The 24,967-nt window shown below is 67.0% G+C and carries 28 protein-coding genes; 10 read left to right on the top strand and 18 right to left on the bottom strand.

Going from position 1 to position 24,967, the window contains the following annotated elements:
- Positions 1 to 14 precede the first annotated feature (14 nt).
- Positions 15 to 401, bottom strand: a complete 387-nt coding sequence (locus NGM10_RS00565; protein ID WP_253480655.1) for a hypothetical protein — start codon at positions 399 to 401, stop codon at positions 15 to 17.
- A 362-nt stretch (positions 402 to 763) separates the two neighbouring features.
- On the opposite strand from NGM10_RS00565, the gene NGM10_RS00560 reads away from it, so the two are divergent.
- Together NGM10_RS00560 and NGM10_RS00555 are read left to right on the top strand one after the other, a co-directional pair.
- Positions 764 to 1,138, top strand: a complete 375-nt coding sequence (locus tag NGM10_RS00560; protein ID WP_253480652.1) for a DUF5658 family protein — start codon at positions 764 to 766, stop codon at positions 1,136 to 1,138.
- A gap of 89 nt (positions 1,139 to 1,227) precedes the next feature.
- Complete coding sequence (locus NGM10_RS00555) at positions 1,228 to 2,259, top strand: trypsin-like peptidase domain-containing protein (RefSeq protein ID WP_253480649.1); 1,032 nt, start codon at positions 1,228 to 1,230, stop codon at positions 2,257 to 2,259.
- Here the strand turns inward: NGM10_RS00555 and NGM10_RS00550 are convergent.
- Positions 2,256 to 2,738 (bottom strand): MaoC family dehydratase, encoded by a 483-nt coding sequence (locus NGM10_RS00550; protein ID WP_253480646.1) that lies wholly within the window; start codon positions 2,736 to 2,738, stop codon positions 2,256 to 2,258. The genes NGM10_RS00555 and NGM10_RS00550 overlap by 4 nt on opposite strands.
- 571 nt (positions 2,739 to 3,309) lie before the next feature.
- Here NGM10_RS00550 and NGM10_RS18335 point away from each other — a divergent pair.
- Together NGM10_RS18335 and NGM10_RS00535 are read left to right on the top strand one after the other, a co-directional pair.
- Positions 3,310 to 4,206 (top strand): outer membrane protein assembly factor BamB family protein, encoded by an 897-nt coding sequence (locus tag NGM10_RS18335; RefSeq protein WP_438267161.1) that lies wholly within the window; start codon positions 3,310 to 3,312, stop codon positions 4,204 to 4,206.
- Between the two features lie 26 nt (positions 4,207 to 4,232).
- The gene (locus NGM10_RS00535) at positions 4,233 to 5,099 is read left to right on the top strand and encodes an HpcH/HpaI aldolase/citrate lyase family protein (RefSeq protein WP_253480644.1); all 867 of its coding nucleotides are present in this window, start codon (positions 4,233 to 4,235) and stop codon (positions 5,097 to 5,099) included.
- Between the two features lie 33 nt (positions 5,100 to 5,132).
- Here NGM10_RS00535 and gdhB read toward each other — a convergent pair whose 3' ends face one another.
- Entirely contained in the window at positions 5,133 to 6,434 is a 1,302-nt protein-coding gene (gene gdhB, locus NGM10_RS00530) for a glutamate dehydrogenase GdhB (protein ID WP_253480642.1), read from the bottom strand.
- Positions 6,435 to 6,735: 301 nt separating this feature from the next.
- Between gdhB and NGM10_RS00525 the strand changes: the two genes are divergently transcribed.
- Positions 6,736 to 7,992, top strand: coding sequence for a Glu/Leu/Phe/Val family dehydrogenase (locus tag NGM10_RS00525; RefSeq protein WP_253480640.1), 1,257 nt, complete (start codon positions 6,736 to 6,738; stop codon positions 7,990 to 7,992).
- A 171-nt stretch (positions 7,993 to 8,163) separates the two neighbouring features.
- On the opposite strand, the gene NGM10_RS00520 is transcribed toward NGM10_RS00525, so the two are convergent.
- A complete protein-coding gene (locus tag NGM10_RS00520; RefSeq protein ID WP_253480638.1) occupies positions 8,164 to 9,306 on the bottom strand; it encodes an acyl-CoA dehydrogenase family protein in 1,143 nt (380 codons plus the stop codon).
- Positions 9,307 to 9,521: 215 nt separating this feature from the next.
- On the opposite strand from NGM10_RS00520, the gene NGM10_RS00515 reads away from it, so the two are divergent.
- The 3 genes from NGM10_RS00515 to NGM10_RS00505 all read left to right on the top strand — a co-directional run bounded on the left by NGM10_RS00515 (position 9,522) and on the right by NGM10_RS00505 (position 12,871).
- Positions 9,522 to 10,259 (top strand): hypothetical protein, encoded by a 738-nt coding sequence (locus NGM10_RS00515; RefSeq protein WP_253480636.1) that lies wholly within the window; start codon positions 9,522 to 9,524, stop codon positions 10,257 to 10,259.
- Positions 10,260 to 10,402: 143 nt separating this feature from the next.
- On the top strand, positions 10,403 to 11,212 hold the full coding sequence (locus NGM10_RS00510; protein ID WP_253480634.1) for an RIO1 family regulatory kinase/ATPase domain-containing protein: 810 nt from the start codon (positions 10,403 to 10,405) through the stop codon (positions 11,210 to 11,212).
- 120 nt (positions 11,213 to 11,332) lie between these two features.
- Positions 11,333 to 12,871 (top strand): aldehyde dehydrogenase family protein, encoded by a 1,539-nt coding sequence (locus NGM10_RS00505; RefSeq protein ID WP_253480631.1) that lies wholly within the window; start codon positions 11,333 to 11,335, stop codon positions 12,869 to 12,871.
- 390 nt (positions 12,872 to 13,261) lie between these two features.
- On the opposite strand, the gene NGM10_RS00500 is transcribed toward NGM10_RS00505, so the two are convergent.
- The 5 genes from NGM10_RS00500 to NGM10_RS00480 all read right to left on the bottom strand — a co-directional run bounded on the left by NGM10_RS00500 (position 13,262) and on the right by NGM10_RS00480 (position 15,717).
- Positions 13,262 to 13,771, bottom strand: a complete 510-nt coding sequence (locus NGM10_RS00500; RefSeq protein WP_253480628.1) for a DUF7344 domain-containing protein — start codon at positions 13,769 to 13,771, stop codon at positions 13,262 to 13,264.
- A gap of 186 nt (positions 13,772 to 13,957) precedes the next feature.
- Positions 13,958 to 14,761, bottom strand: a complete 804-nt coding sequence (locus NGM10_RS00495) for a nitrilase-related carbon-nitrogen hydrolase (protein ID WP_253480626.1) — start codon at positions 14,759 to 14,761, stop codon at positions 13,958 to 13,960.
- Positions 14,758 to 15,180, bottom strand: a complete 423-nt coding sequence (locus tag NGM10_RS00490; protein WP_253480623.1) for an SRPBCC family protein — start codon at positions 15,178 to 15,180, stop codon at positions 14,758 to 14,760. Before NGM10_RS00490 ends, NGM10_RS00495 begins: the two co-directional genes overlap by 4 nt.
- Before the next feature lie 60 nt (positions 15,181 to 15,240).
- On the bottom strand, positions 15,241 to 15,465 hold the full coding sequence (locus tag NGM10_RS00485) for a DUF7123 family protein (RefSeq protein ID WP_253480621.1): 225 nt from the start codon (positions 15,463 to 15,465) through the stop codon (positions 15,241 to 15,243).
- 63 nt (positions 15,466 to 15,528) lie between these two features.
- On the bottom strand, positions 15,529 to 15,717 hold the full coding sequence (locus NGM10_RS00480) for a DUF7525 family protein (RefSeq protein WP_253480618.1): 189 nt from the start codon (positions 15,715 to 15,717) through the stop codon (positions 15,529 to 15,531).
- A 304-nt stretch (positions 15,718 to 16,021) separates the two neighbouring features.
- On the opposite strand from NGM10_RS00480, the gene NGM10_RS00475 reads away from it, so the two are divergent.
- Positions 16,022 to 16,420, top strand: coding sequence for a DUF7528 family protein (locus NGM10_RS00475; protein ID WP_368408676.1), 399 nt, complete (start codon positions 16,022 to 16,024; stop codon positions 16,418 to 16,420).
- Between the two features lie 111 nt (positions 16,421 to 16,531).
- Here the strand turns inward: NGM10_RS00475 and NGM10_RS00470 are convergent, their stop codons facing one another.
- From NGM10_RS00470 to NGM10_RS00435, 8 genes are all read right to left on the bottom strand, one after another.
- The gene (locus NGM10_RS00470; protein ID WP_253480612.1) at positions 16,532 to 17,560 is read right to left on the bottom strand and encodes a phosphate uptake regulator PhoU; all 1,029 of its coding nucleotides are present in this window, start codon (positions 17,558 to 17,560) and stop codon (positions 16,532 to 16,534) included.
- Positions 17,561 to 17,693: 133 nt separating this feature from the next.
- Complete coding sequence (locus NGM10_RS00465; RefSeq protein ID WP_253480609.1) at positions 17,694 to 18,764, bottom strand: ATP-NAD kinase family protein; 1,071 nt, start codon at positions 18,762 to 18,764, stop codon at positions 17,694 to 17,696.
- A 77-nt stretch (positions 18,765 to 18,841) separates the two neighbouring features.
- Positions 18,842 to 19,555 (bottom strand): four-helix bundle copper-binding protein, encoded by a 714-nt coding sequence (locus NGM10_RS00460; RefSeq protein ID WP_253480606.1) that lies wholly within the window; start codon positions 19,553 to 19,555, stop codon positions 18,842 to 18,844.
- Positions 19,556 to 20,017: 462 nt separating this feature from the next.
- Positions 20,018 to 20,707, bottom strand: a complete 690-nt coding sequence (locus tag NGM10_RS00455; protein ID WP_253480604.1) for a competence/damage-inducible protein A — start codon at positions 20,705 to 20,707, stop codon at positions 20,018 to 20,020.
- A gap of 67 nt (positions 20,708 to 20,774) precedes the next feature.
- Entirely contained in the window at positions 20,775 to 21,551 is a 777-nt protein-coding gene (locus NGM10_RS00450) for a DUF5803 family protein (RefSeq protein WP_253480602.1), read from the bottom strand.
- Positions 21,548 to 22,240: a DUF2110 family protein gene (locus tag NGM10_RS00445; protein WP_253480600.1), complete on the bottom strand. Its 693-nt coding sequence runs from the start codon at positions 22,238 to 22,240 to the stop codon at positions 21,548 to 21,550. The genes NGM10_RS00450 and NGM10_RS00445 overlap by 4 nt, the downstream gene beginning before the upstream one ends.
- Positions 22,240 to 22,776, bottom strand: a complete 537-nt coding sequence (locus NGM10_RS00440; protein WP_253480597.1) for a transcription factor — start codon at positions 22,774 to 22,776, stop codon at positions 22,240 to 22,242. Before NGM10_RS00440 ends, NGM10_RS00445 begins: the two co-directional genes overlap by 1 nt.
- A gap of 230 nt (positions 22,777 to 23,006) precedes the next feature.
- Complete coding sequence (locus NGM10_RS00435) at positions 23,007 to 23,894, bottom strand: DNA-3-methyladenine glycosylase family protein (RefSeq protein WP_253480594.1); 888 nt, start codon at positions 23,892 to 23,894, stop codon at positions 23,007 to 23,009.
- Positions 23,895 to 23,980: 86 nt separating this feature from the next.
- Here NGM10_RS00435 and NGM10_RS00430 point away from each other — a divergent pair, with 86 nt between their 5' ends.
- On the top strand, positions 23,981 to 24,439 hold the full coding sequence (locus tag NGM10_RS00430; protein ID WP_253480592.1) for a DUF555 domain-containing protein: 459 nt from the start codon (positions 23,981 to 23,983) through the stop codon (positions 24,437 to 24,439).
- 232 nt (positions 24,440 to 24,671) lie between these two features.
- Here NGM10_RS00430 and NGM10_RS00425 read toward each other — a convergent pair whose 3' ends face one another.
- The gene (locus NGM10_RS00425) at positions 24,672 to 24,911 is read right to left on the bottom strand and encodes a UPF0058 family protein (RefSeq protein ID WP_253480589.1); all 240 of its coding nucleotides are present in this window, start codon (positions 24,909 to 24,911) and stop codon (positions 24,672 to 24,674) included.
- Positions 24,912 to 24,967 lie beyond the last annotated feature (56 nt).

Below are 24,967 nucleotides of genomic sequence, written 5' to 3'. Positions count from 1 at the left end.
GCGACCCGCTCGCGTCAGCAACCCTCGCAGCACTCGGTCGAGTCGGGGTCGTCGACCTCGCTACAACAGCTACATATCTCTTCTTCGGGGTTACAGCAGTTGAAACACCCGTACGCGCAACTGTCGCAGGTGGTACTGCAGTTACTGCGACAGAACTCCACGCAGTCGTCGTCCGGCGTGACGACCTGCTGGTCGGCGGTCGTCTCGCTGTTGAGCCGCTTCACGTCGTCCCACGTCGGGGCTTCGACCGTCTCGACGACGCGGTCGCCCTCCTTGACGAGGACGCGGTCGAACTCGGAGATGTCCACCTGACGTGCGCCCGAATCGGCGGCCGCGCCGCCGATTCCGAGACTCAGTGCGCTACCTGCCGCGATGCCTTTGAGTACTTGTCTTCGCTTCATGGCGCAGAAAAGACAACGAGCTAACCACATATAAATTTCTAGCCTAACCAACTATATCTGTGTGTCACTTCGGCGTTCGCCGTCGCTCCGCTCGGTCGCTCTCCCGGCGGGAGGTCTCCGCGGGCAGGACGCGGAGGCTTCGAACCCGCGAACAGGACCCGCCTGTCGGCTTGCGCCGTTCCCGTAACCCCTCGTTTCGGCCGAACCCGCGACGGTGCCCTCGTCTCGGCCGGCCAGCGCCCCTCCGTCGACGCGGACCCGTCCCCAATTAATCGCTCCTATCAGCCCCTAAGGAGCCCCATAACAATGGACCGTCTCGTCGTCCGTCCGCCACGAGGCGCGCTTCGCGCCCGACCCCACCCATGAGCTCCGACGGACGCCACTGGCTACCGACGACTCGCACGGGCGACCGACGCCCGACCACCGCGCTCGCCGACGTCGATGGTGTAGAGCGACTGCTCTGGATACTGGTCGCGGTCGGTCTGGTGGGCGACCTCCTCACGACGTACTACGGGCTTCGACTCGGCCTCGCCGAGTCGAACCCGGTCGCCCGCGCCGCCATGTCCCACCTCGGATTCGGGGCGCTGGTCGGCCTGAAACTGTTCGCGGTCGGGGTGGGTCTGCTGTGTCGCCAGTTGCTTCCAGAGCGCCACGTCGCGCTCGTCCCGGCGGGGCTGGCGGTGCCGTGGCTGGCGGCCGTAATCGTGAATCTATCGGTGTACGCGGCCGTCGCCTGAGCCGCGGTCCGTCACCGACACTCGCCGACCGAGGCGTTTCTCCCCGGTCGCGCCGAAACTAATTTAAGAATCTTCTGAGACCGGCCGGTATGGACTCGGTCTCGCGCAGGCGATACCTCGCGGTGGCGTCGGCGGTCGGAACTGCCGGACTCGCGGGGTGTGGCGGCGGAATGCTCGACCGCGAGGACCCCGAGGAGGCCGAACTACGGGAGCGGATTCGCGAACTCGAAGCCGAAAACGAGGACCTCCGGACCACCGTGGCCGAGCGCGAGACCGACCGCGAACACCTCGAAACGCGACTGGCCGAGGAGCGAGCCGAGAGCAGACGGTTGCGTCGGCGGCTCGACAACAGAACCGCGGAGGTCGATACTCTGCGTTCGCGGGTCGATGCCCAAGAGGAACGGATTACGGAACTGCAGGCGACGATATCGCTACTCAAGGAGAGCGGTCCCGACAGTCGCTTCGACGAGGCGGTTCGCTCGACCGCCCTCGAAGTGGGCGAGGGGATGCGCGAATCGATAGTGTTTCTGGAACACGTCAGGGACGGCAGGCGGAGCCACGGAACCGGCTTCTTCTTCGACCGCGACCTCGTGGTCACGAACAGCCACGTCGTCGGGGACGCGACCGACGTCACCTGCTGGACGCTCGACGGGGAGTCCATTCCGGTCGAGTCCATCGGCCGCGTCGAGAGCCAGAACCCCGACGTGGCCGCGCTCCGCGCGACCGACGACACCCGTCCCGCGCTGTCGGCGGGCGACTCGACCGACCTCGAGGCCGACCAGCCGCTGGTGCAGGTCGGCCACCCGGGGTCGTTCGGCAACTGGGTCATCTCGCTCGGCCCGTTCGTCGAGCGCGCGCGGTTCCGGAGCGCCGACGGGAGCGTCGACGAGGTGCTCAAGACGCTGGTCCCCACTATCGGCGGCAACAGCGGGTCGCCGCTCGTGACGCTCGACGGCGACGTGGTGGGGCTGACCTACGGCGGTATCCCGCGGTCGCGTCGCCCCCTCGACGACCCCCCGGAGCCCGCACCGCCGACGGTCTACGAGTCGGTCGCGCCCGACACCTACTCGCTACACGAGACCGTCGAACGGGTGGAGTCGCAACTCGACGAGTGGCTCTAATCCCGGTTCTCCCGCTTGAGCGACAGCACCGTCCGGTCGAACTCACAGACCAGCGTCTCCCCGGCCGACCCCCCTTCGCCGTCTCGATTGACCGCGAACGCCTCGACGTGCATCGTCACGACGCCGCGCTCGCCGTCGCTCGTCTCGCGCTTGTCGGTCACGGTCGACTGGGCGCGGATGGTGTCGCCGTGGAAGACGGGGTTCGGGTGTTCGACGTTATCGTAGCTCAGGTTGGCGACGATGGTGCCGTCGGTGGTGTCGGGAATCGACACCCCGACCGCGAGGCTCATGGTGTAGAGGCCGTTGACCAGTCGCTCGCCGAACTGGGTGTCGCCCGCGAAGTCGGCGTCGAGGTGGAGGGGTTGCTGGTTCATCGTCATGTCGCAGAACCGCTGGTTGTCGCTCTCGCTTATCGTCCGGCGCTTCTCGTGTTCGATAGTCGTGCCGACCTCGAACTCCTCGTAGTAGAGCCCGGTCATGTCAGGGAACTCGGCCGGGCCCGGCAAAAACCCCGCCGGTTCGATGTGGCGACGCCGGGAGCGACGCGAGGCGGTTCGGGACGGCCCCACACCGACACCGGACGGCGGTTCGACCGCTCGACAGGGGCGGCCTGAAACCGCGGTAACGACGACATAACAAAGGGTACGTCGGGAATAACTCGGGTCGCAGTCAGTGACAGCCGAGGTACTCCATGTCCGAAGACGCAGGCCGGTTCGAGTGGGCGCGACCGCGAACAGGGGAATGTGAGCGCGTCGACTCGGTCACCGGGCGCGAAGCGGCGCAAGCGACACCCCGGGGCGAGTCGCCCGCGGCGGGCGACTCGCCCCCGGCAGGTGTAGGCGACTCGCCCCCGGCAGGTGTAGGGGACTCGGCCCCGCTGGCGGCCGACCGGGTCTACGCGGGTCGCGCGGTGCGTGGCTCTCGCGCGCTGGCTCGGCGGCGGTCGCCGGTCGCGGCGACCGCCGCCGAGGTCCGGGCGAACCCCGCGAGCGGTTTCGGTTTCGGGCCGACGGACCGCTCGAAACCGCGCCAGTAGTCGCCGACGGGAGCGTGTACCTCGGCTGTACAGACGGCTGCACGTACGCGCTCGCCCCGGACGGGACGCTCCTGTGGACCCGCCGGGTGGGCGGGCAGGTCACGGCCCCGGCGGCCGGTGACGGACTCGTCTACGCCGGGACCGACGACGGGGCGGTCGTCGCTGTCGACGCCGCGACGGGCGACCGCCGGTGGCGGTTCGAGGTGCGCGGCGGCCTTCAGGCGTCGCCTCGCGTCTCCGAGGCGGTCTACGTCGCGGGGACCGACGGGCGCGTCACGGCCCTCCACGCGTCCGACGGCAGCCGCCTCCGGACGTTCCGCAACGCATCGCGGGGCGTCTGCTCGCTCGGGGTCGACGACGAACTGCTCGTCCTCGCGAGCCTCGACGGCGGCGCGTACGCACACGACCGGACCGACGGCCGCGAGCGCTGGCGGTTCGACTCCTCGGTCGCGGTCGGGGGAGCACCCGCGCTCGGCGACGAGGGCGAGACGGCGTACCTCGGGACGGTCGACGGCGGTCGCGTCGTCGCCGTCTCGGCTGTCAGCGGGCACGTCCGCTGGCGGGCCGAGACCGGCGCGCGAATCTGGGCCTCGCCGACGCTCGCCGACGGGACGGTGGTCGTGGGGAGCGGCGACGGCGCGGTCTACGCCTTCGACGCCGACGACGGCCGGGAGGTGTGGCGCGTGGACACCGGGGCGCGAATCTGGGCGTCGCCGACCGTCGCCGACGGGACCGTCTTCGTCGGCAACGACGCCGGGGACGTCTACGCCATCGCTCGGGAGGATGGGACGGTCCGGTGGTGTTACCGGGCGCAGGGGGCCGTGGTCGCTCCGGCGGCCGTCGCCGACGCGACCGCGTACGTCGCCGACCGGGGCGGGGTCGTCTACGCGCTTTCGAAAGATACAGCTTGAAACCACCGCGTCCCGTCGGTCCGCGCATGGCTCGCAGAAGCGTCATGTTCACGCCGGGCGACCGCCCGGAGATGATGCGCAAAGCGCCGAGCGCGGGTGCCGACGTGATCGTCTTCGACCTCGAAGACGCGGTCGCGCCCGGCCGGAAGGACGAGGCCCGCGAGGCGGTCGGCGAGGTCCTCGCCGACCCCGAGTTCTCCCCCGACGCCGAGGTGTGCGTTCGCGTCAACCCCGCCGGAATCGACGCGGATGACGACGTCCGCGGGATTCTGGGCGACCGAAGCGAGCGGGACGACCTCACCCTCGACGCGGTGATGCTCCCCAAGACCGAGACGGCCGGGGACGTAGAGACCCTCGCGCGCCTCCTCGACGAGCGCGACTGCTCGGTCCCCGTCCTCGCGCTGGTCGAGACGGCCGCCGGAATCCTCGCGGCCGAGGAGATAGCCCGCGTCCCCGAGACCGACGCGCTCGCGTTCGGCGCGGAGGACCTCGCCGCCGACATCGGCGCGACCCGGACCCCGGAGGGAACGGAGGTGCTCCACGCGCGCGAGCACGTCGTCCTCGCGGCCAGCGCCGCGGGCGTCGACGCCATCGACACCGTCTACACCGACATCGAGGACACCGACGGACTGGCCGACGACACCGAGTTCGCGGTCGGACTGGGCTACGACGGAAAGCTGGCCATCCACCCCGCGCAGGTGCCGGTCGTAAACGAGGCGTTCACTCCCGACCCCGACCGGGTCGAGTGGGCCGAGCGCGTGCTGGCGGCCAAGCGGGAGGCAGACGAGGAGGGGCGGGGGGTCTTCCGGGTGGACGGCGAGATGATCGACGCGCCGCTGGTCGCGCAGGCCGAGCGCGTGCTTGAGTACGCCCGCGCGGCGGGCGAGAAGTAGCGGGAACCTCGGAAGCGCCGTCGTCGGTCGGTTTCAGGGCCAGAGACCGCGTGTGCTCTTGGCCTCGGCGATTCGCGAGAGCGCGACGATGTAGGCGGCGTCGCGCCACGAGACGTCGCGCTCTTCGACCTCGGCGCGCACGTCGTCCCACGCCGACAGCATCTCCGATTCGAGTTCCTCGTGGACGCGTTCGAGCGACCACTTGCGGCGGTTGATGTCCTGCAGCCACTCGAAGTACGAGACCGTGACTCCGCCCGCGTTCGCGAGGATGTCCGGAATCACGCCCACCCCGCGCTCTTCGAGGATGGCGTCGGCGGCGAAGGTGGTCGGGCCGTTCGCGCCCTCGACCACCACGTCGGCCTGCACGTCACCGGCGTTGTCGGCTGTGATGACGTTGCCGATGGCCGCCGGAATCAGCACGTCCACGTCGAGTTCGAGTATCTTCTCGTTCGAGAGCTTCTCGGGCGCGTCGTGGGTCATGACGGCCTCGGGTTCCTCCTCGTGGGAGGGTATCGCGTGGGTGTCCAGTCCCTCGGGGTCGTAGATGGCACCGTTCACGTCGCTGACCGCGACCACGTTCGCACCCCAGTCGTCGAGCAGGCGCGCGGCGTTCGCTCCGACGCTCCCGAACCCCTGTACCGCGACGGTCGTCTCTTCGAGGTCGTAGTCGTAGTAGTCGGCGGCCTCGCGGGCGATGATGGCGACCGACCGTCCCGGCGCTTCCTCGCGGCCCTTGCTCCCGCCCACTATCGGCGGCTTGCCGGTCACGACACCGGGGATGGTCTCGCCCTCCTGCATCGAGTAGGCGTCCATGAACCACGCCATCGTCTGAGCGTCGGTCCCCATGTCGGGTGCCGGAATGTCCTTCTTCGGCCCGATAAAGGGTCGGAGTTCCTCGGCGAACCGGCGGGTGAGTCGCTCCTTCTCGTCGGTGCTGAGGTCCTTGGGGTCGACGACGATGCCGCCCTTCCCGCCCCCGAACGGCAGGTCCATCACCGCGCACTTCCACGTCATCCACATCGACAGCCCCACGCACTCCTCCTCGCTCACATGCGGGTGGAAGCGCAGGCCGCCCTTGTACGGTCCCCGAACGTCGTCGTGCTGGGACCGATAGCCCGTGTACACCTCGACGTTGCCGTCGTCGCGTTCGAGCGGCACCGCGACCCGGTGGACCTTGGTCGGGTGCTTGAGTCGCTCGATGACGCCGGGGTCCACGTCGAGGTGGGCCGCGGCGTGTTCGAGCTGTCGGCGCGCGGTTTCGAGCGCCGACTCGGGCTCTTCGGTCTGCTCGTCGCTACCCTCCGGCTCCGTGGATTCGACTGTTCCTGAAGACATGGTGTGGTCGTGGTGTCGCCGCTGGGAAGTCGTCGCACCCGCTCGGCCGGGACCCCCCGGACCGACGCGACTCGTCGCAGCGACCCATCGTAGGAGTACCTTCCCGCAGTCGTATAAAATATTAATGCTATAGTTTCGACTTAGGGCCTTATACACACACTCATGCGGGATTCGGAATCTAAACGGTACGAGTCGAACCGGCGGCTCCGCCTTCGAGAGCCCGTTTTTTTGCCGATACGCTTCCGGAAACTGTATGAATGTCCACCGTGACAGCCTACGTGTTGGCAGAATTTACCAGACCATGTCCGAGCAAGCAAACCCCTTCGAGAGCTTACAAGAACAGGTCGACGACGCGTCGGAGTACGTAGACGTCCCCGACGACGTACTGGAGCGACTCAAACACCCCGAGCGGGTGCTCGAAACCAACCTCTCGGTCGAGATGGACGACGGGAGAGTCGAGGTGTTCAAGGCGTTCCGCTCGCAGTTCAACGGCGACCGAGGCCCGTACAAGGGCGGTATCCGATACCACCCCGGCGTCTCGCGCGACGAGGTGAAGGCGCTCTCGGGATGGATGGTCTACAAGACGGCCATCGTGGACATCCCGTACGGCGGCGGGAAGGGCGGCATCGTCATCGACCCGGACCAGTACAGCGAGGCCGAACTCGAACGCATCACGCGTTCGTTCGCCAAGGAACTCCGACCACTGGTCGGCGAGGACCGCGACATCCCCGCGCCCGACGTGAACACCGGCCAGCGCGAGATGAACTGGATCAAAGACACCTACGAGACGCTGGAAAACACGACCGAACCCGGCGTCATCACGGGGAAGGCCATCGAGAGCGGCGGCAGCGAGGGCCGCGTCGAGGCGACGGGCCGCTCGACAATGCTCACCGCCCGCGAGGCGTTCGACTACCTCGACAAGGAGATGGAGGGCGCGAGCGTCGCGGTGCAGGGGTACGGCAACGCTGGCTGGATCGCGGCGAAGCTCATCCACGGCCTCGGCGCGAACGTGGTCGCGGTCAGCGACTCCAGCGGCGCCATCTACACCGAGGACGGCTTCGACCCCCGGGACGTGAAACAGCACAAGAACGAGACCGGGAGCGTCACCGGCTATCCCGGTGCCGACGAGGAGTTCTCGAACGACGACCTGCTGACCCTCGACGTGGACCTGCTGGTGCCCGCCGCGCTGGAGAACGCCATCGACGGCGACCTCGCGCGAGACGTGCGGGCCGACGTCGTGGTCGAGGCCGCGAACGGTCCGCTCACGCCCGAGGCAGACGACGTGCTCGCCGACTCGGACACCTACGTCTTCCCCGACATCCTCGCGAACGCGGGCGGGGTGACGGTCTCGTACTTCGAGTGGGTCCAGAACCGCCAGCGCTTCTACTGGACCGAAGAGCGGGTCAACGAGGAACTCGAACGCATCATCACTGACGCCTTCGACGAACTCGTCGAGACCTACGAGGAGACCGACGCGCCCAACATGCGGACCGCCGCCTACGCGGTCGCAGTCCAGCGCGTCGCCGACGCCTACGAGGAGAGCGGCAACTGGCCCTGAGCTGCGGGTGACCGCCCACCGCTCGTCACCGAGTTACCTCAGACACTCCGCCCCGAAAGCGATTACGTTCGCTCGGAGAACGGTGAGCCGGACGGAGAACTGTGAACAACGCGCTCGGGGCGACCGACGGTCGCCCCGAGCGCGGGCCTTACGGCCGTCGGAACCGCCTGCTTACAGCCCGAGTTCGCGCCCGATGACGAGGTGCTGTATCTCGCTGGTCCCCTCACCGATCTCCATCAGCTTCGCGTCCCGGAGGAACCGCTGGGGCGCGAAGTCGGTGGTGTAGCCGTAGCCGCCCAGCACCTGCACCGCGTCCTCGGCCACCTCGCGGGCGGCCTCGCTGGCGTCGAGCTTGGCGAGCGCGCTCTCGTGGGAGACCGAGTGGCCCTCGTCGTACCTGCAGGCCGCCTTGTGGGTCAGCAGGCGCGCGCGTTCGATTTTGCGGTCCATCGACACCACCTTGTTCCGGACGGCGTCGAACTTCGAGATGGGCTGGCCGAACTGCTCGCGCTCGGTGCTGTACTCCCTGGCGGCCTCGAACGCGCCCTGCGCGAGACCCGTCGAGAGCGCGGCGATGGAGATTCGCCCGCCGTCCAGCGTCTTCTTGGTCTGGTCCCAGCCCTCTCCCTCCTCGCCGAGCAGACGGTCCTCGGTGAGGCGGACGTCGTTCAGCTGGATTTCGCAGGTCGGGGAGGCGTTCAGCCCCATCTTGTCCCAGAGGGTCGTGACCTCGAAGCCGTCGTCCTCGCGGGGGTCGACGATGAAGGTGGAGATGCCGTCGTAGCCAGCGTCGGGGTCGGTGACCGCCTTCACGAGGACGCTCCCGGCCTCGCTGGCGTTGGTGATGAACTGCTTGGTGCCGTTGAGGACCCATTCATCGCCCTCGCGCTCGGCGGTGGTGTCCATGTCGCTGGCGTCCGACCCCGACCCGGGTTCGGTGAGCGCCCACGACCCGAGGTACTCGCCCTCCGCGAGCGGGCGGAGCCAGCGCTCTTTCTGCTCGTCGGTGCCGAACAGCTCGATGGGCTTGCTCGCGAGCGAGACGTGGGCGGCGTACGAGAGCCCGACCGACCCCGACACGCGCCCGAGTTCCTCGGTCACGAGCGCGTACATCAGCTGGTCGCCACCGAGGCCGCCGTACTCCTCGCTGACGGGCACGCCCATCATGTCGAGGTCGGCGAGCTGGTCGAAGATCTCCTCGGGGAAGCGGTGCTCGTCCTCGATGTCCTGGGCGATGGGAGCGATCTCCTCCTCGCAGAACTCCCGGACGGTGTCCCGAATCATCCGATGCTCGTCGGGAAGGCTGAAATCCATACGCAAATTTTGCGCGAGTGGTAGTATAAAGACAGCGAAGCCAGCACGCTCGGACTGGCTCGTTCACGGCCGAGACTACCGACTACTAAGTCGTTGGACGCCGCTACGAGAGCGACGATACAACGCAACCTAAATACTGTATAAATAGATATAAATTATTAGTTATCTAGATAAAAATCAAAATATTTAATACAGTAATTTTCTACTCATCCGATATGGACCGGATGACCCGGCGCAAGATGTTGAAGCGAGGAACGAGTGCAACCATCGGTCTGGCTACGCTCGGTAGTCTGAGCCAACCCGTGATGGCGGACAATTACGGCACCGTCGGCGGCGACGAGGACGAACTTTCGGACGATGACGTAGACGCCCAGTTGTCGCTCGAAGTACGCGCTCCCGATGGGGACAACGACATCTACGATTACGAGTCCCCCTACATCATGAGCTTCGGCTCGCACATCGAGGACGACAGCACCTATTGGGACTACTCTATCGGCCCAGCGACCATGGAGGTCGATTTCTACGCTGGATCAACCGACGATGTAGACGACGGATTCGCGTACGTCTCCTCCGCCGAGGCCTACGAGGAATCGTCGCTTAAGGACGATTACCTCGAGGAAATCGTCAAAACGGCGATGGAAGAGGCAATCGCCCGCCTCGTCGGGGTTTCGTTCCCCATCCCCGATATGAAACAGGAACAACATCTCAGCGACGTTACGCGAGAAACCGTGAGCTACAAATTCGGTACTCCGGGTGACGAGAGTACGGGTTCGATGAATCCCGTCATCAACTTCGAGCGGGAGGTTGAGGACCCCGGAAACGTCTACCGATGGATGAACGTTTCCGTCACCGCCGAGGTTACCCGAACTTACTGCGATACCAGTTGTGTCACCGAAAATGTCGGCACGCTGACCTGCAGTGACGACATCAGGCTCACGTTCTACGACGACTAACACGAGCCGAGCCGTTACCGCGACCCCCCGTGAGCGGTACGAAACCAGTAGCGAGCGGTCAGGGGTGAATCTCCGGCGTCGCAGGACGTTCCCGGGCCGTTCGGCGGATGTATTTTTAAACTCGCACCGCCAACCGACACCCGATGAGCATCCGGCGGTTGGTTCGGGGCACCATCGAGTGGGACCGCCTCGAAACCGTGTTCCGGGAGTTAGCGGCGCGCTACGACGAGTCCGAGCTCCGGGTGGAGTTCCTCGACGCCGACAACTGGCTCTCGACGCCCGCGGTGGTGAACGACCGGTGGTTCGTGAAGATCGTGACGGGCCAGAACTCGCTGGTCCACGCGCTGTTCACCGGGGCGCGCAACCTCGGGGTCTTCTCGTCGGGCACCGAGGGCTTCTTCGAGCACTTCGCCGACCCGATGGAGATGGCCGAGCACGAACTCGAAGCCACCCGGCGGATGCGCGACATCGGCGTGAACGTCCCCGCGCCGATAGAGGCGTTCGAGGTCGACGGCATGGGCGTGCTCGTGATGGAGTACCTCCCGGAGTTCCGCTCGCTCGACGACTGCCCGCCCGACGAGGTCGAGCGCTTCGCGCCCGAGGTGTTCGAGGCGCTGTCGGTCATGCACGCCCACGGTCTCGCTCACGGCGACCTGCGGGGCGAGAACGTCCTCGTCCACGACGGGGCGGTCTACTTCATCGACGCGACCAGCGTCCGCGAGGACGGCCTCGCGGAGGCGCGGTCGTACGACCTCGCGTGCGCGCTGGGCGCGCTCGAACCCCTCATCGGCGCGCGTCGGGCGGTCACCGCCGCCGTCGAACACTACTCGCCCGAGGAGTTGCTCGCTGGCCGCGAGTTCCTCGACTTCGTGAACATCCGGCCCGACCACGACTTCGACGCGGTCGAGGTCAAGGCCGAGATAGAGAAACTCGCGGAGTCCGAGCGGGAGTAGCGGGCGAATCCGAAGAGGAGTAACGGGCGAATCCGAGCGGGAGTCGCGGGCGTTCGGCGCGCCGAACGCCCGGCGATTGAGTGGGCTTTTTATCGTGGCCGATTCAATCTCCATCCGAGCATGAGCCAGCAAGCCAGCGAGCAGACGTACGAGCACTACATCGGCGGCGAGTGGACCGAGGGTGCGGGCGACGAGACGTTCGAGAGCGTCAACCCCGCGACCAAGGAGTCGCTCGGCGAGTTCCACCGCGGGACCCCCGAGGACGTGGACGCCGCGCTCGCGGCGGCCGAGGCGGCCGAAGACGAGTGGCGGAACCTCTCGTACATCGACCGCGCGGAGTACCTCTGGGACATCTACCACGAACTCAAAGACCGGACCGACGAACTCGGCGAGGTCATCACCAAGGAGTGCGGCAAGGAGATATCCGAGGGGAAGGCCGACGTGGTCGAGGCCGCCCACATGGTCGAGTGGGCCGCGGGCAACGCCCGTCACCCCCACGGCGACGTGGTTCCCTCCGAGATTCCGAGCAAAGACGCCTACATGCGCCGCAAGCCGCGGGGCATCATCGGCTGTATCACGCCGTGGAACTTCCCGGTCGCCATCCCGTTCTGGCACATGGCGCTCGCGCTGGTCGAGGGCAACACCGTCGTCTGGAAGCCCGCCGAGCAGACCCCGTGGTGCGGCCAGATAATCGCGGAGATGTTCGAGGACGCGGGCATCCCCGAGGGCGTGTTCAACATGGTCCAGGGCTTCGGCGACGCCGGAAACGCCATCGTCGAGGACGAGCGCGTCGACACCGTCCTGTTCACCGGCAGTAGCGAGGTCGGCCACAAGATCGCGGGCAAGGTCGGCGGCGAACCCGGCAAGCTCGCGGCCTGCGAGATGGGCGGCAAGAACGGCATCGTCATCACCGAGGAGGCCGACCTCGACATCGCGGTCCACTCGGCGGTCATGTCCTCGTTCAAGACGACCGGCCAGCGCTGTGTCTCCTCCGAGCGCCTCATCGTCCACGAGGACGTATACGACGAGTTCAAGGAGCGCTACGTCGAACTCGCCGAGCAGGTCTCGGTCGGCGACCCCCTCGACGAGGACACCTTCATGGGCCCGATGGTCAACGAAGAGCAGGTCGAGAAGTTCGGCAAGTACAACGACCTCGCGCGCCAGGAGGGCGCGAACGTGCTGGTCGACCGCGAGGAACTCGACGACGACGAAATCCCCGAGGGCCACGAGGACGGCTACTGGGTCGGCCCGTTCGTCTACGAAGTCGACTACGACCCGGACCTGCGCTGCATCAAGGAGGAGGTCTTCGGTCCCCACGTCGCGCTCATCGAGTACTCCGGCGACATCGAGCGCGCGATGGAGATTCACAACGACACCCCGTACGGGCTCGCGGGTGCGGTCATCTCCGAGGACTACCGCCAGATCAACCACTTCCGCGACGAGGCGGAACTCGGGCTGGCGTACGCCAACCTCCCGTGCATCGGCGCGGAGGTCCAGCTCCCGTTCGGCGGCGTCAAGAAGTCGGGCAACGGCTACCCGAGCGCCCGCGAGGCCATCGAGGCCGTCACCGAGCGCACGGCGTGGACGCTGAACAACAGCAAGGACATCGAGATGGCCCAGGGGCTCAGCGCGGACATCAAGACCGAGTCTGATGACTAAACTGCGAGGCCCCTGTGGCCGAGCACATTTAGTCATCAGATTCGCAGAGAGCGACGACTGAGCTGTGAGGCCCGCGAAGCGGGCCGAACGCACTTAATCATCGTTTTCCCAGAGTTCGACGATGGAACTCCGAGACTCCCGGCGGGCGTCGAGGACATTCGATCTCCGACCCGCAGAGAGCGGCGATTGAGACGTGAAAATCGCCTGCGGCGCTTTCTGAATTTCTAACTTTCGCGGATTTCTGATTCTCACCGAGTGACCGTCACGCGCGGAGGCCGCGCCGCAGGCGCGGCCTCCGCGCACCGAACGCTCGCTGAAACTCACAGTCGGGCGACGAGACGACCCATATTTTCGGGCAGTAACTGCAAAAGACCTACCGCTGCGAATCGACTACTGGCCGATTTTCCGGAGTAGTTTCTCGCCCTCGACCGCCATGACGAACGAAACGCTGAGCATCATGAAGACCACCGTGAGCAGTCCGTAGAGGCTCTCGGTGGTGATGCTGTCGGCGGGCGTGGTCCCGAGCCAGTGGCCCGCGATGACCGCGCTCCCGACCACCGCGGTCCAGAGGAAGTAGCGGCTCCACTGGTGGGACGACCGACCCCGTCTCGGTCCCTCGATTTCGAGGAACCGCCGGAGGAGTTCGGGGTCGCCGGTGAGTTCGACGACGCGCTCGTCGGCGTCGTACTCGACCAGACCGTGCTCGCTGAGTCGCGGGATGTGGGTCTGGTAGAGCGAGGAGTACACCTGCTTTCGCTGGCGCGAGGAAACGTCCTCGACCGTGGTGTCGTTCTCCCACGCCGCGACCCGGGCGCTCAGGTCCGTGAGCGTCATCGCCCGGTCGTCGAGCAGGTGCCGGAGGACCCACCGCCGCCGCGCGTTGCCCAGCAAGTCGAACATCACCTCCCTGGAAGGTCGGGTCGCGTCGGCCCCACCCGCCCCGACGGGACGCGTCTCGCGTGTCGTTGTGGACATCTGTCTGTTTTCGTATATCTAACGTGGATTGTAATTAAAATTCGGGTTTTCGAGCTGCCTGCGTCCGACGGGCGTCAGTCGCGAGCGACGACGAGACCTCTCTCGCGGTCGTCAGATGCGCCGGTCGCGCCACGCCGGGAACTCCTCGCGGACCGCCTCGACCCTGTCGAGGTCGATGTCGGCGACGACGAGGTCCGGGTCGTCGTCGGTGCTGGCGAGCGTCGTCCCCCACGGGTCGTAGGCGGTCGAGCGACCCAGCAGGGATGCGTCGTCGAACTCGCCCGCCCCGTTGACGGTCGCGACGAACAGCTGGTTCTCGACCGCGCGGGCCCGACCGAGGAGCTTCCAGTGCTCGACGCGCGGGTACGGCCACGCGCTCGGCACCACCACGAGGTCGGCCCCGGCCTCGGCGATGTCGCGGTACAGTTCCGGGAATCGCAGGTCGTAGCAGGTGGTCATCCCGACCGTCGCGCCACCGAACGTCGCGACGCCGAGGGTCTCGCCCGGGACGAGCATCCGGGCCTCCGCCGACTCGTACCCGAACAGGTGGTGCTTGCGGTACACCGCGAGGCGACTCCCGTCGCGGTCGAACAGGACCGAGGTGTTCGCAAGCCCCTCGTCGGCCGGGGTCTCGACGCTCTCGGTCTCGGCGAGGTCCTCGACGATGCTGCCCGCGAGCACGCCGACGCCGTGGTCGCGCGCGGCGTCGGCTATCGCGGTCAGGGTCGGCCCCTCGACCGGTTCGGCCCCGCGCCGGTAGGTGTCGAACGCGAAGTACCCAACGTTGAATATCTCGGGGAGTGCGACGAGGTCGGCACCGCGGTCGGCGGCCGCCGCGATTGCGTCGAGCGCGCGCTCGCGGTTGCCCTCGATTGCCCCGGCCTCGATCTCGAGCTGGGCCAGCGCGAGCCTCACGCCTGAGCCTCCTCTCGGAGCGCGTCTTCGAGGTTGTCGAGCTCCTGATCGAGGTTCCGCTTGAAGTAGCGCTCGATGCCGGGGACCCGGCCCTCGACTACGAAGCGGTTGACGAGCTGGCTCCCGGCGTCGGTCTCCCTCACCTCGTGTTCGCCGGTCACTCGGAGCGCAGACGACCGGCCGATGAACTTCACGTAGCGCGGCGGGTCGATCTCTACGTCCTCGGTCTCGACCGGGACGGTCGTGTTCAGAAACGGGATGGGAACCGAGATGTGCCAGATGGACGTGTTCTCGCCGGTCCGTTCGTAGTCCTCCACGACGCTGATGGCGGTGGCTCGACGCTCGGGGTCTGCGATGAACTCCCAGACCTCCTCCGGCGGAACCGCGAGGTCGAAGGTCCGCTCCACCCTGACGGTCATATCGGTGATTCGGGGTGCGGTCCCAAAAACCCGCCGACTAACTCGGCGTCACGTTCCCGTCTAACTCGGCGTCACTTTCCACGTCGTCGAGCGCGCACGCCCCCACTTCTCGATGTCGACCTCCTCGCTCTTCTCGGCGAGTCGGGGAAGCCTAACACCGACCTGCTTTGACGAGAGGCCGAGTTGCTCGGCGATGTTCTTCGCGCGGAAGTAGCGCTCGCCGCGCGAGACGCTCTCGCGGAGGTACGCGAGTATACGCCGTTCCTCGTCGGTGTAGTCAGTCATCCTCGCAGGGGTATACGGCGTTCGTACCCTTAACGATTTCCCGCCGGAAATCGCTCGATTATCTCACCGCCAGTAGAGGTGTACAGCCGCGACCGCCAGCACGCCAGCCAGCATGGCGACCGCGAAACCCCACGCGGCGAGTTCGGTGCCCGGGACCGCGAACATCGCCACCGCGGCGACCGCCGCCACTAGCGTGAACAGCGTGGCGAGTCCGATGCCCTTGTCGGTCGCGACCGTCTCGTGTTCGGCCATATCGAGCGTTTCCGGCGGCCGGAACTTAGTTCATTCTACTCGCGTCGCGGGCCGCGGGTCGGGGCCGACAGCTTTTACTCGGGATTGACGTTCTCCTCGCCCCGAAGGGCAGGGTCTTCTCCTCGAATTTTCCGTAACCTTTGCACTCGCCGGTAGAGTTTTTACCCCGGGGAGAAGACGTACGACTGCATGACACGGAGTGTTCAGGCTCCTGATCGAGTTCTTCTCGGGCGATGAGAACGACGTATCGGTACGACGAGACGGTGAATCGATAGTTCTGGCGGTCGACGGCAGTGACTACGAACTGACTAGGGACGAGGCCGCAGACCTGCAGGACGCGGTCGGCGACGCGCTGACCCAGCGCCGGGAGTTCTTCCGGACCGCGGGCGTCCACCGCGAGGACGGCGCGTACGAGGTGGCCCGACGCGGGGCCAACTCGGCGGGCAACTCGAAGGTGTTCGAGAGCTTCGAGGTTCTGCGCCGACTGTTCGAGCGACTGCCCGACGAGTTCACGGCCGACGACGTGGGTCGGACCGGAATCACGGGGTCGCGCCGCCACATGCTGGTGCGCCACTTCGCGGAGCATCCCGCGTTCGACTGTGGCATCTCGCGGCGGAACCCCCTGACCGCCGAGAAGGCGACCGACGACGGCACCGACGAGACGACTACCCGCGACGAGGGCGAGGTGATCAGCGCCGACTAGACGCGTTGGTCCCTCGGCGAAACGGCTTCTCGGACGAAACGGCTTCTCGGACGAAACGAAAGACGAAACCGACGCGACCGACCGCGTCGCGGTCGGTCGCGTCGCGGAGCGTCAGTTGATGGTCGTGTGCTCGCTCTCCTCGTTGAGCGCGAGATTCGCCGCGATTTCGGCGTTCCGCATGGCGTACTGGGCGGTCTGCTGGAGGCTCACCAGCACCTCGCGGATGGCGAGCAGGCTCTCGTTGTCCATCTCGGGCAGGTCGGCGAGTATCTCGCCCTCCCGGTCGCCGATCTCGTGGAACAGCGCCCGGACTTCGAGGGTCTTGTCGTAATCGCGCTCGACCGCCGCTCGCACGGCCAGCGCGGTTATCTCGTCGACCTGATCGGTGAACTCCCGGATGCGGCGCATCGTCGCGCCGTCCACGTCGAGGGTGTGGCCCTCGGCTTCGAGCACAATCTCGGCGATGTCCTCGGCGTTGTCGGCGGTGAGTTCGAGGTTCTTGGCGATGGACCGATAGCCGATAAGTGGGAAGCCGCTATCCAAGTCCACCGCGCGCGCGAGCGTGGGGTTCTGGTAGGCCGTGAAGATGAGCCTCAGCAGGAGGACGAATATCTTGTTGGCCTGTCGTTCGCGGTTCAGCGCCCGCTGGGCGAGGTCGGGGTTGCCGTGTGCGAGCGCCTTGACCGCCTCGCCGCGCATGGTCGAACCGGTGTTCTCCAGTCGTTCGAGCAGATTGTCGAGGCTGAAGTCCTCGGGGTCGACCGAACACCGGATGGCGATGCTGTTGGGGGTCTCCTCGACGACGCCCAGCCCCATCAACTGGGTCTCGGCCTTGTAGACCGCGTTGATGTGCGCGCTATCGAGGGTCTCCTCGCTCTCGACGTGGATGACCCGGCGTCCGAGCACGTACTGGGCGACGATGGCGCGCTCGACCGCGTCGGCGTCGAGGTTCTCGGCGTGGATGATGGCTTCGGACTCCTCGGTGTGAGCCGACTCCGGGAGGACCGTCAGCGTTCCCTTGCCACCCATCCTGAGCGAGACCTCGTCGCCCTTCTCGACGTCGTTTTCCTTGGCCCACTCGGCCGGGAGGGTCATCGCGAGCGTCGAGGGTCCTAACCGCTGTACCTTCCGCGTCTCCATATCCGATTAGTCGGACCCGAACGACCTTAAGCTTCCCTAGATGCCAATTATTGACCCTTCTCCGAGTCACTCCCTCCGTCCCCGTGTCCCCTCACGCTCTGGCTCTCACGCCTTGGCCCTCACGCTCTGGCCCTCACGCCACCTTCATCATCCGGCGCTCGAACCGACCGACCCGGACCTTCCGCCACCCGCGCAACGACTCGTCGACCTCGTCGTCGCCCGTGTCGACCCGGAGGACGCCGATGTCGTCGAGTTTGCGCTTCGACGCGACAACCTCGACCTCGGACTCGCCGATTACGTCGGGCGATATCTGGTCGTTGCCCCGGCCGAAGACGAACCCCTGCCCGCCGATGGGCGAGACCACGATTACATTGTCCTCGCCCAAGTGGTCGAGAATCTCGTCGGCGCTGGCGTCTGCGACCAGCACCTCCCCGTCCCGCCACACGTCCACGCCGAGCGGCGACCCCTCGAAGCCGAGTTCCGATTTTATCGCCCCGACCGTGCCGCCCGGCCCGAGGACGTAGGTCGCCGACGACGCGCGCGCGTCGTCGGCGACCCCCGCCGCGAGGCTCTCGACGGTCCCGCCGCCGACCTGCTTGCTCGACTGGAGGTCCTCGGCGACCGGGACCGCCGCGAGCGCCTTCAGCCCCGCGCGGACCTCGCCCTCCCGGTAGGCCTCCTCGTCGATGTCGTTGACCTCGCGGGTCTCGGTCCGGTCGAAGTCGGCGGCGACCCGGCCTGCGGCCTCGGGGCTGACCGCGAACACCGCCGAGTAGACCTTCACGCCCGCCGGAACGCCGAGAATCGGGACCTCGGCGTCGAGTTCGTCGAGCGTCTCGGCCACGTCGACCGCGGTGCCGTCGCCGCCGACGAACAGTATCAGGTCGGCGTTTCGCCCGGCGAACTCCCTGACGGCTTCGCGGGTGTCGGCGGCGGTCGTCTCCCCGCCTGCGGGTTCGCCCACCGCGACCGGGTCGAACCCCGCCTCTCGGGCTTCCTCTGCGCCCATCTGGCCGCCGTAGGTCAGCAGCTCGGCGTCGGGCGCGCGCTCGCGGAGGGCCGCGAGCGCCGCGACCGCGCGGCCGGGCGCGCGCGGCTCCGCGCCGCGCTCGCGGGCCTCCTCGACCTTCCCGTCGGTGCCTTTGAGTCCTACTCGCCCGCCCATTCCGGCGATGGGATTGACCACCACGCCGATTCGTCGCATGGACGGGTCTACGGGGGTCGGGCGCAAAAGCGGTCCGGAAAAAGCGACGCGGTCGGTGCGGTCGGGGTCAGCGGAACTCAGTATGGCGTCCGGCCGCCCTGAAACTCGCTCTGGGACTGGGGCCCCTGACTCTGGGGGTGCTGGGACTGCTGGCGCATCTGTCCACCGGACTGCTGGCCCATCTGTCCACCGGACTGCTGGCGCATCTGTCCACCGGATTGCTGGCCCATCTGCCCACCGGACTGCTGGCCCATTCCGCCCTGCTGAGCCATCTCCTGGAATCCCTGCTGGGTGCCCATCGGTTGGCCGCTGATCGAGTCCAGTAGCTTGTTGGTCGTGTCGATGGCGTAGGTGACCGTCTGGAGCGTCTCCTGGACGTGGGGTTGCTGGTGTTGCTGGAGTATCGGGATGCCCTGCTGGGCGATGCGGAGGAAGGCCTCGGCGACCTCCGGGCCGTTGATGGAGTCGCGCGCGATGAGCTTCTCGTTGAGTTCCGCGACCTCCGAGAGGTCGTCGCACAGGCGGGCGCACTCGGCCATCTGTGGTCCCGACTCGATGCACTTGTCGGCGCACCACGACGCGACCTCGACCACGCGGTCGAAGGCTTCGAGCGCCTCGTTGAGTTCGGGTGTCAGCTCCGATTCGAACTGGTGGCCGACCTGCTGGTGGGCGGTCTGGAAGGCCGCCCCGGTCTGCTGGCCCATCTGGCTACCGCCCATCTGACCGCCGCCTATCTGACCGCCTGTCTGCTGGCCGGTGCTTCCCGTCGGGTTCGGATAGTTCTGTGACATCGTTGTTCGTTCTCCCCCGCGCAGGCCCCAGAAACGGGTAACGGGGCCTTCACGGACGACTCGGAGTTCGCCCGAGTTATAAATAAACCGGGCCGACCGTTGGGGAGCGTTCAGCCAGACAACGGACTGTTTCCAGTGACTCCCGGTGTGAAACCCGATTTTTCGCCAGGGCACGAACCGCGACGTAGCCGCGGATTACGATTCGGTTCACGATTTCAACGGCGCGTTTCGAACGGTCGCGTCGGCTCCCTCGACGACTCCTCGGCGCGCTCGGCAGTGCCGAGCGCGCCGCATCACCGCGCTTGATAAACGTTAAGGGAGCGCCGGGGGAACCGTCGGGCATGTTCGTACTCGCAGAATCCGCGTCGATTCCGGCCAACGCCTCGGGAATCGTCGTCAGCGTCGTCGGCATCGCCCTCACGGTCGCGTGGCTCGCGTACCTCTACCGGTAACCGCCGGTGTTCACTCGACCGACTCGACTCGCTCGCGGAGCCACGCCGCCGCGCGGTCGAGTTCGTCCTCGTCGGTGCTCTGGAGTTTGACCCGGACGTGGTCGCCGGGGTAGCTTCCGACCGTCACGTCGAATCGCTCGTCCAGTTCCGCGAACCGCTCGACCAGCGCGCTCTCGGGTTCGTCGGCCCGAACCGTCGTCACGTACCGGTACTCGCCGGTGAACTCGTCGGCGACGCGCTCGAACATCGCCTCCATCTCCGCGGGCACCCCCGGCAGGACGTAGACGCCCTCGATGACGCAACCGGGCGCGACTCCCGCGTCGTTGGGCAGCATCCGCGCCCCCTTCGGGAGGTGGGTCGTCCCCGCCACGAGGTCGCCGCGCTCGTAGTCGGTGTGGTCGGTGATCCACTCGACTGCGTCGGGGTGTTCCTCGACCGGGACCCCGACGGCGGCCGCGACCCCCTCCATGGTGAGGTCGTCGTGGGTGGGCCCGAGCCCGCCGGTGGTGACGACGGCGTCGTACTCGGCCCGGAGTTCGTTGACCACGCGGGCGATGTCGGAGACACGGTCGGGGACGACCACCACGCGCTCGACGGTCGCACCGCGCTCGGCGAGTCGCTGGCCGAGCCACGCGGCGTTCGTGTTGACGGTGTCGCCCGCCAGCAGTTCGTCGCCGACGGAGACGAGGGCTACCTGCATAGGGGTCCGTTGTGGGCGCGCGAATAAAAGTCCGTCTCGCGGCGTCCCGGGGAATCGGGCCCGCGGCCTACCGCATCCCGGGCGGCGGCCCGTCGTCGAACTCGTCGTCGGAGGTGTCGACGTTCAGCCCCAGTTCCTCGCGCTCGCGTTCGAGGTTCCGAATCTGAAGCCGGAAGTAGGCGAGTCCGACCAGCGCGACGAGCGCGGCCCCGCCGATGATACCGGCGAAGATGGTGAGGTCCCGGGCGAGGTAGTAGCGGACGACGACGGTGTCGGCGGTCACCTCCTCCCAGTGAATGTGGACCCGGCCGTCGGCCGTCCCGTCGGGACCCTCGGTGGTGTGTTCGCCGGGCCGGACCTGACTCAGCAGGAAGTTGCCGACCCGCATTCCCTCGGGGAGGACGACCTCGTAGGACCCCTCGACGGTGACTGGCATGCTGAACGACTTGCCGCGGTGGGGCGCGGTGTACGCCAGCTTCCCGTCCTCTGCGGGCGGTCGTATCACGGTCCGGTCGTCCTGCTTCACGACCTCGAACTCCTCTGCGGTCGCGACCGTCCCGTTCGGATACCGGAACTGGACCGCCGACACCTCGACCGGCGACTCGCCGCCGAGCGACTCGCGCTGGTAGGTCTCGACCGCCGAGCGGTTCGAGACGTTGTAGACCGCCCGGTACTCGTCGCTCGTGATGTTGACGGTCACGTCGGCCGTGGTGTTCCAGTCGTAGTCGGCCTCCTGTGAGAGCTGGTCGTCGCTGAACTCGTCCGGGCCGAACAGCCCGGTACAGCCAGCCCCGAGCGCGAGCAACGCGAGCGCCGCGAACCCGAGCAGGAGTCGCCGATTCATGGAATAACGCAACGAATCTCCGCGGGCAGGTAGTCGCCGATGGCGGCGAGCAACCCCGGCGGGTCGGTCTCGTCCTTGCAGACGACGCTCTGTTCGAGCAGGCCGAGTCGCTCGACCGTGACGATGTCGCGGGCGTGGCCCGCGCGGTTGACCGTCGCCCGGACCTCCCCGCGGGTCGCGCTGTTGACGTTGACCCGGCCGGTTCCGCGGGTCCACTCGTAGAGGCGGTCGCGCTCCTCGTCTGCGAGGCGCGGGGGGCTCGACTCGCCGTCGTCTCCGCCCTCGCCGCCGTACACGAATCGCAGGGGAACGTGCTGGACGAGTCCGAACCGCTCGACGATCTGGACGGGCGTCCCCTGCCCGAGACCGAGTTCGCTCGCGGGAATCCGCACGTCTTCGCCCGCGTCGAGGACGATGCCGTCCTCGTCCCACGATTCGAGCGTCCCGACGTAGGTCTCGCCCGGCCGCATGTCCGGGGTTATCTCGCCCCACTCCTCGCGCAGGAGGTTGCGCGCGACGACCTCGTCGTCGCCCTCCAGAGTCACCACGGCGAAGTCGTCCCTGCGTACCCCGACGGTGTACTCGACGTCGAGGTCGCCGACCGCGTTGTCGACGAGCGACCGGAGGCCGTCGAGCGCGCGCTCGCGGGCGTCGCCCTGCACGTACACCTTGGTAGCGAGGACGACCATTATGCCTCGGCCTCTTCGAGGTGCTCGACGTTGAGCTCCTCTCGGAGCCGCTCGATTCGGCCCTCCATCGAGTCGACGAGCCGGGAGTTCTCCATCGACTCCAGGGGCGACCCGCACTCGGGGCACTCGAAGCCGAAGTCCATCGCCTCGCCGAACTCGAACCGGATCGAACAGACCTCACACAGGTAGAACTCGTGGTGGCGCTCGTACTCGCGGCGCTGTTCGAGCGCCTCCAGTAGCCGGTGCATCTCCTCTTCGAGGTTCCCGGGGATGTTGTCGTACTCGAAGGTCCAGAGGTAGGTCAGCCACCCCGAGTCCTCGTCCCGGAGCCGCCGGTAGGTCGCCAGGTCGTTCTCGTAGAGGATGAAAAGCGCCCGTCGAACGTCGTTGAGTTCGAGGTCGAGTTCCTCGGCGAGCTCCTCGTCGGTGACCTCGCCGTCCGGCGGGGCCGCGGCCACCGGCATTCCCTTCGGACCGACCAACTCGTGAAGATACTTCTGAATTACCGGGTCTTCGAGTAGGTCCTCAAAAGCCATTATCGTATACCCGGGCGTTCAGCCGTTTAAAACCATCGGGTAGCGGTCGTTGGCGTCGGAGAATCCGGGGAGGGCGACGGCGGGAAGACGGCGGGAAACGACGGCCGGGAGAGGACCGGAGAACGACGACCGGGAGAGGACGACGGGGGAACCCCGGACCGGTCGGTCGCCGCGGTGCGGCGACCGACCGGTCCGGTTCCGGAGGGGTCGGGTACCGGTCTCCGAGAACCTCAGTACCGACTCCGGAGGTAGTGGAACGCGTACGTCTGGGCGTACCCCGCGTACTCGCCGCCGAACGCCTCCCGGATGGCCCGCGAGGTCTCGGCGTACGACCCGCGGTCGCAGTCGGGGTAGTGGTCCTCGATGGCGGTCCGAATCCAGGTGTCGAGGGGCACCGCTTCGAGGAAGTCGAGCGAGAACAGCAGGACGCAGTCGGCCACCTTGTCGCCGACGCCGACGAACGCCTGAAGGGCGTCGCGGGCGTCTTCGTACTCCTTCGCGCGCACGTCGGCCGGGTCGACCTCCCCGGCGGCCGCCAGCTCGGCCGACCGCCGGACGTAGGGCGCGCGATACCCCAGCCCCAGCTCCCGGAGTTCAGCCTCGGTCGCGGCCGCGAGGCGTTCGGGCGTCGGGAAGGCGTGGTACGTCTCCCCGTCGAACTCGATGGCCTCGCCGAACTCCCGCGCGAGTGCGGTCTGCATCCCGTGGATGCGCGAGACCCGCATCTGAGCCGAACAGATGAACGAGACGAGACACGGAAAGAAGGGGTCGTCAACGAGTCGCATCCCGGGGTAGGCCGCGCGCGCGTCGGCGACCAGCGGGTCGTCGGGAACCGCCTCGAAGATGGTCGGCAGGTCGTCGTCGAGGCGGAGTCGCTCGACGAGTAGCCCGTCGGCGTCGGTCGTCGCCTCCCACTCTAACTGTCCCTCGCGGTGGCGCACCCGGACGACCTCGCCCTCGGTCGCGGTGTAGTACCACGCCGACCCGCCGTGGGCGTCGTCGGTCTCGTAGGCCCGGCCGTCCTCGCGCCGCCAGCAGAACGTCTGGCCGCTTTCGAGCGTCGACTGGAGGTCGAACCCGCCCGGCACGTCGGCCAGCGGTATCGAACCGGATTCCATCGAGCGACCCGAGGGACCGAGGCGGGGGAAGTCTTTCGCTTTGGGGCCAAACTTGATACTGTTGGCCCTACAACGTCTATGCGACCATGAACTGCAGAGTTGTCGTGGAAGCCGCGGTTCCGGTCTACGACGTGGAGACGCCGGACGAAGCGGTTCGAATCGCCATCTCGAAGACCGGTGAGTTGCTCAATCCCGACCTCAACTACGTCGAGATAAACATGGGCGAGCGGTCGTGCCCCCACTGCGGGGAGGAACTCGAACCCGCGTTCATCGCGGCCGACGAGAGCCTCGTCGCGCTCGAACTGGAGATGACCGTCTTCAACGTCGAGCGCGAGGAACACGCCTCGCGGATTGCACGAAAGGAGATCGGCCAGCGCCTCGAGAACATCCCGCTGACCGTCCTCGAAGTCGAGGTCATCGAAGACGACGACGAGGAGAGCGAGGAGGAGGCCGACTCCGAGGGCGACTCCGCAACTGAGGACGCCACCGGCGACGAACGCGACGACGACGAGGTCCTGCCGGAGTTCGAGGACCTCATCGAGTAGACCCCGAGTTCCACCGACGCGTCCCGGGCGGCGCGACCCGTCGGGTCGCGCCGCCCGAGTCGAGTGGCGACTGGCGCGCGGCTCACCCACGCTTCTCTGCGTTCCGACCGACGAGTAGCGCGTCGGCCGAGCGTTACGAGGACCCTACTCGTGCAACCGTCGGGAAGGAGTCGCTACGCGTGCAACTATCGGGGATGCTACAGGACAGTAGGAACCGGACGTCTCCGCGCGCTCAGTCGGCTTTCGCGGCGACCTTCTCGGTGGCCTCCGCGTCTGCCATCTCGGACGTGATTGCCTTCGCCATCGCGAACACCGCGGCTTTGTGATCGGTTTTCGACTTGTGAATAGATGTCGGTCGTACGCCGAGGGACTCGTACTCGGAAAGGTCGACTTCGGTGCTGTGCTCGTCTTCGTAGTAGTTTCCAACCTCCGCAAGCAGGCCGTGAAGGTGGATGAGTTCCTGCTTCTTCATAAGCAACCGAGGATAACGGTTGCAGGGTTATAGTATTATCTTGAGTCCCGTTAACA

This window comes from Halorussus salilacus (assembly GCF_024138125.1).
GTDB lineage: Archaea > Halobacteriota > Halobacteria > Halobacteriales > Haladaptataceae > Halorussus > Halorussus salilacus.
Note: the sequence above shows the minus strand (reverse complement) of the source record. Positions and strands in the feature narration are given on the sequence as shown.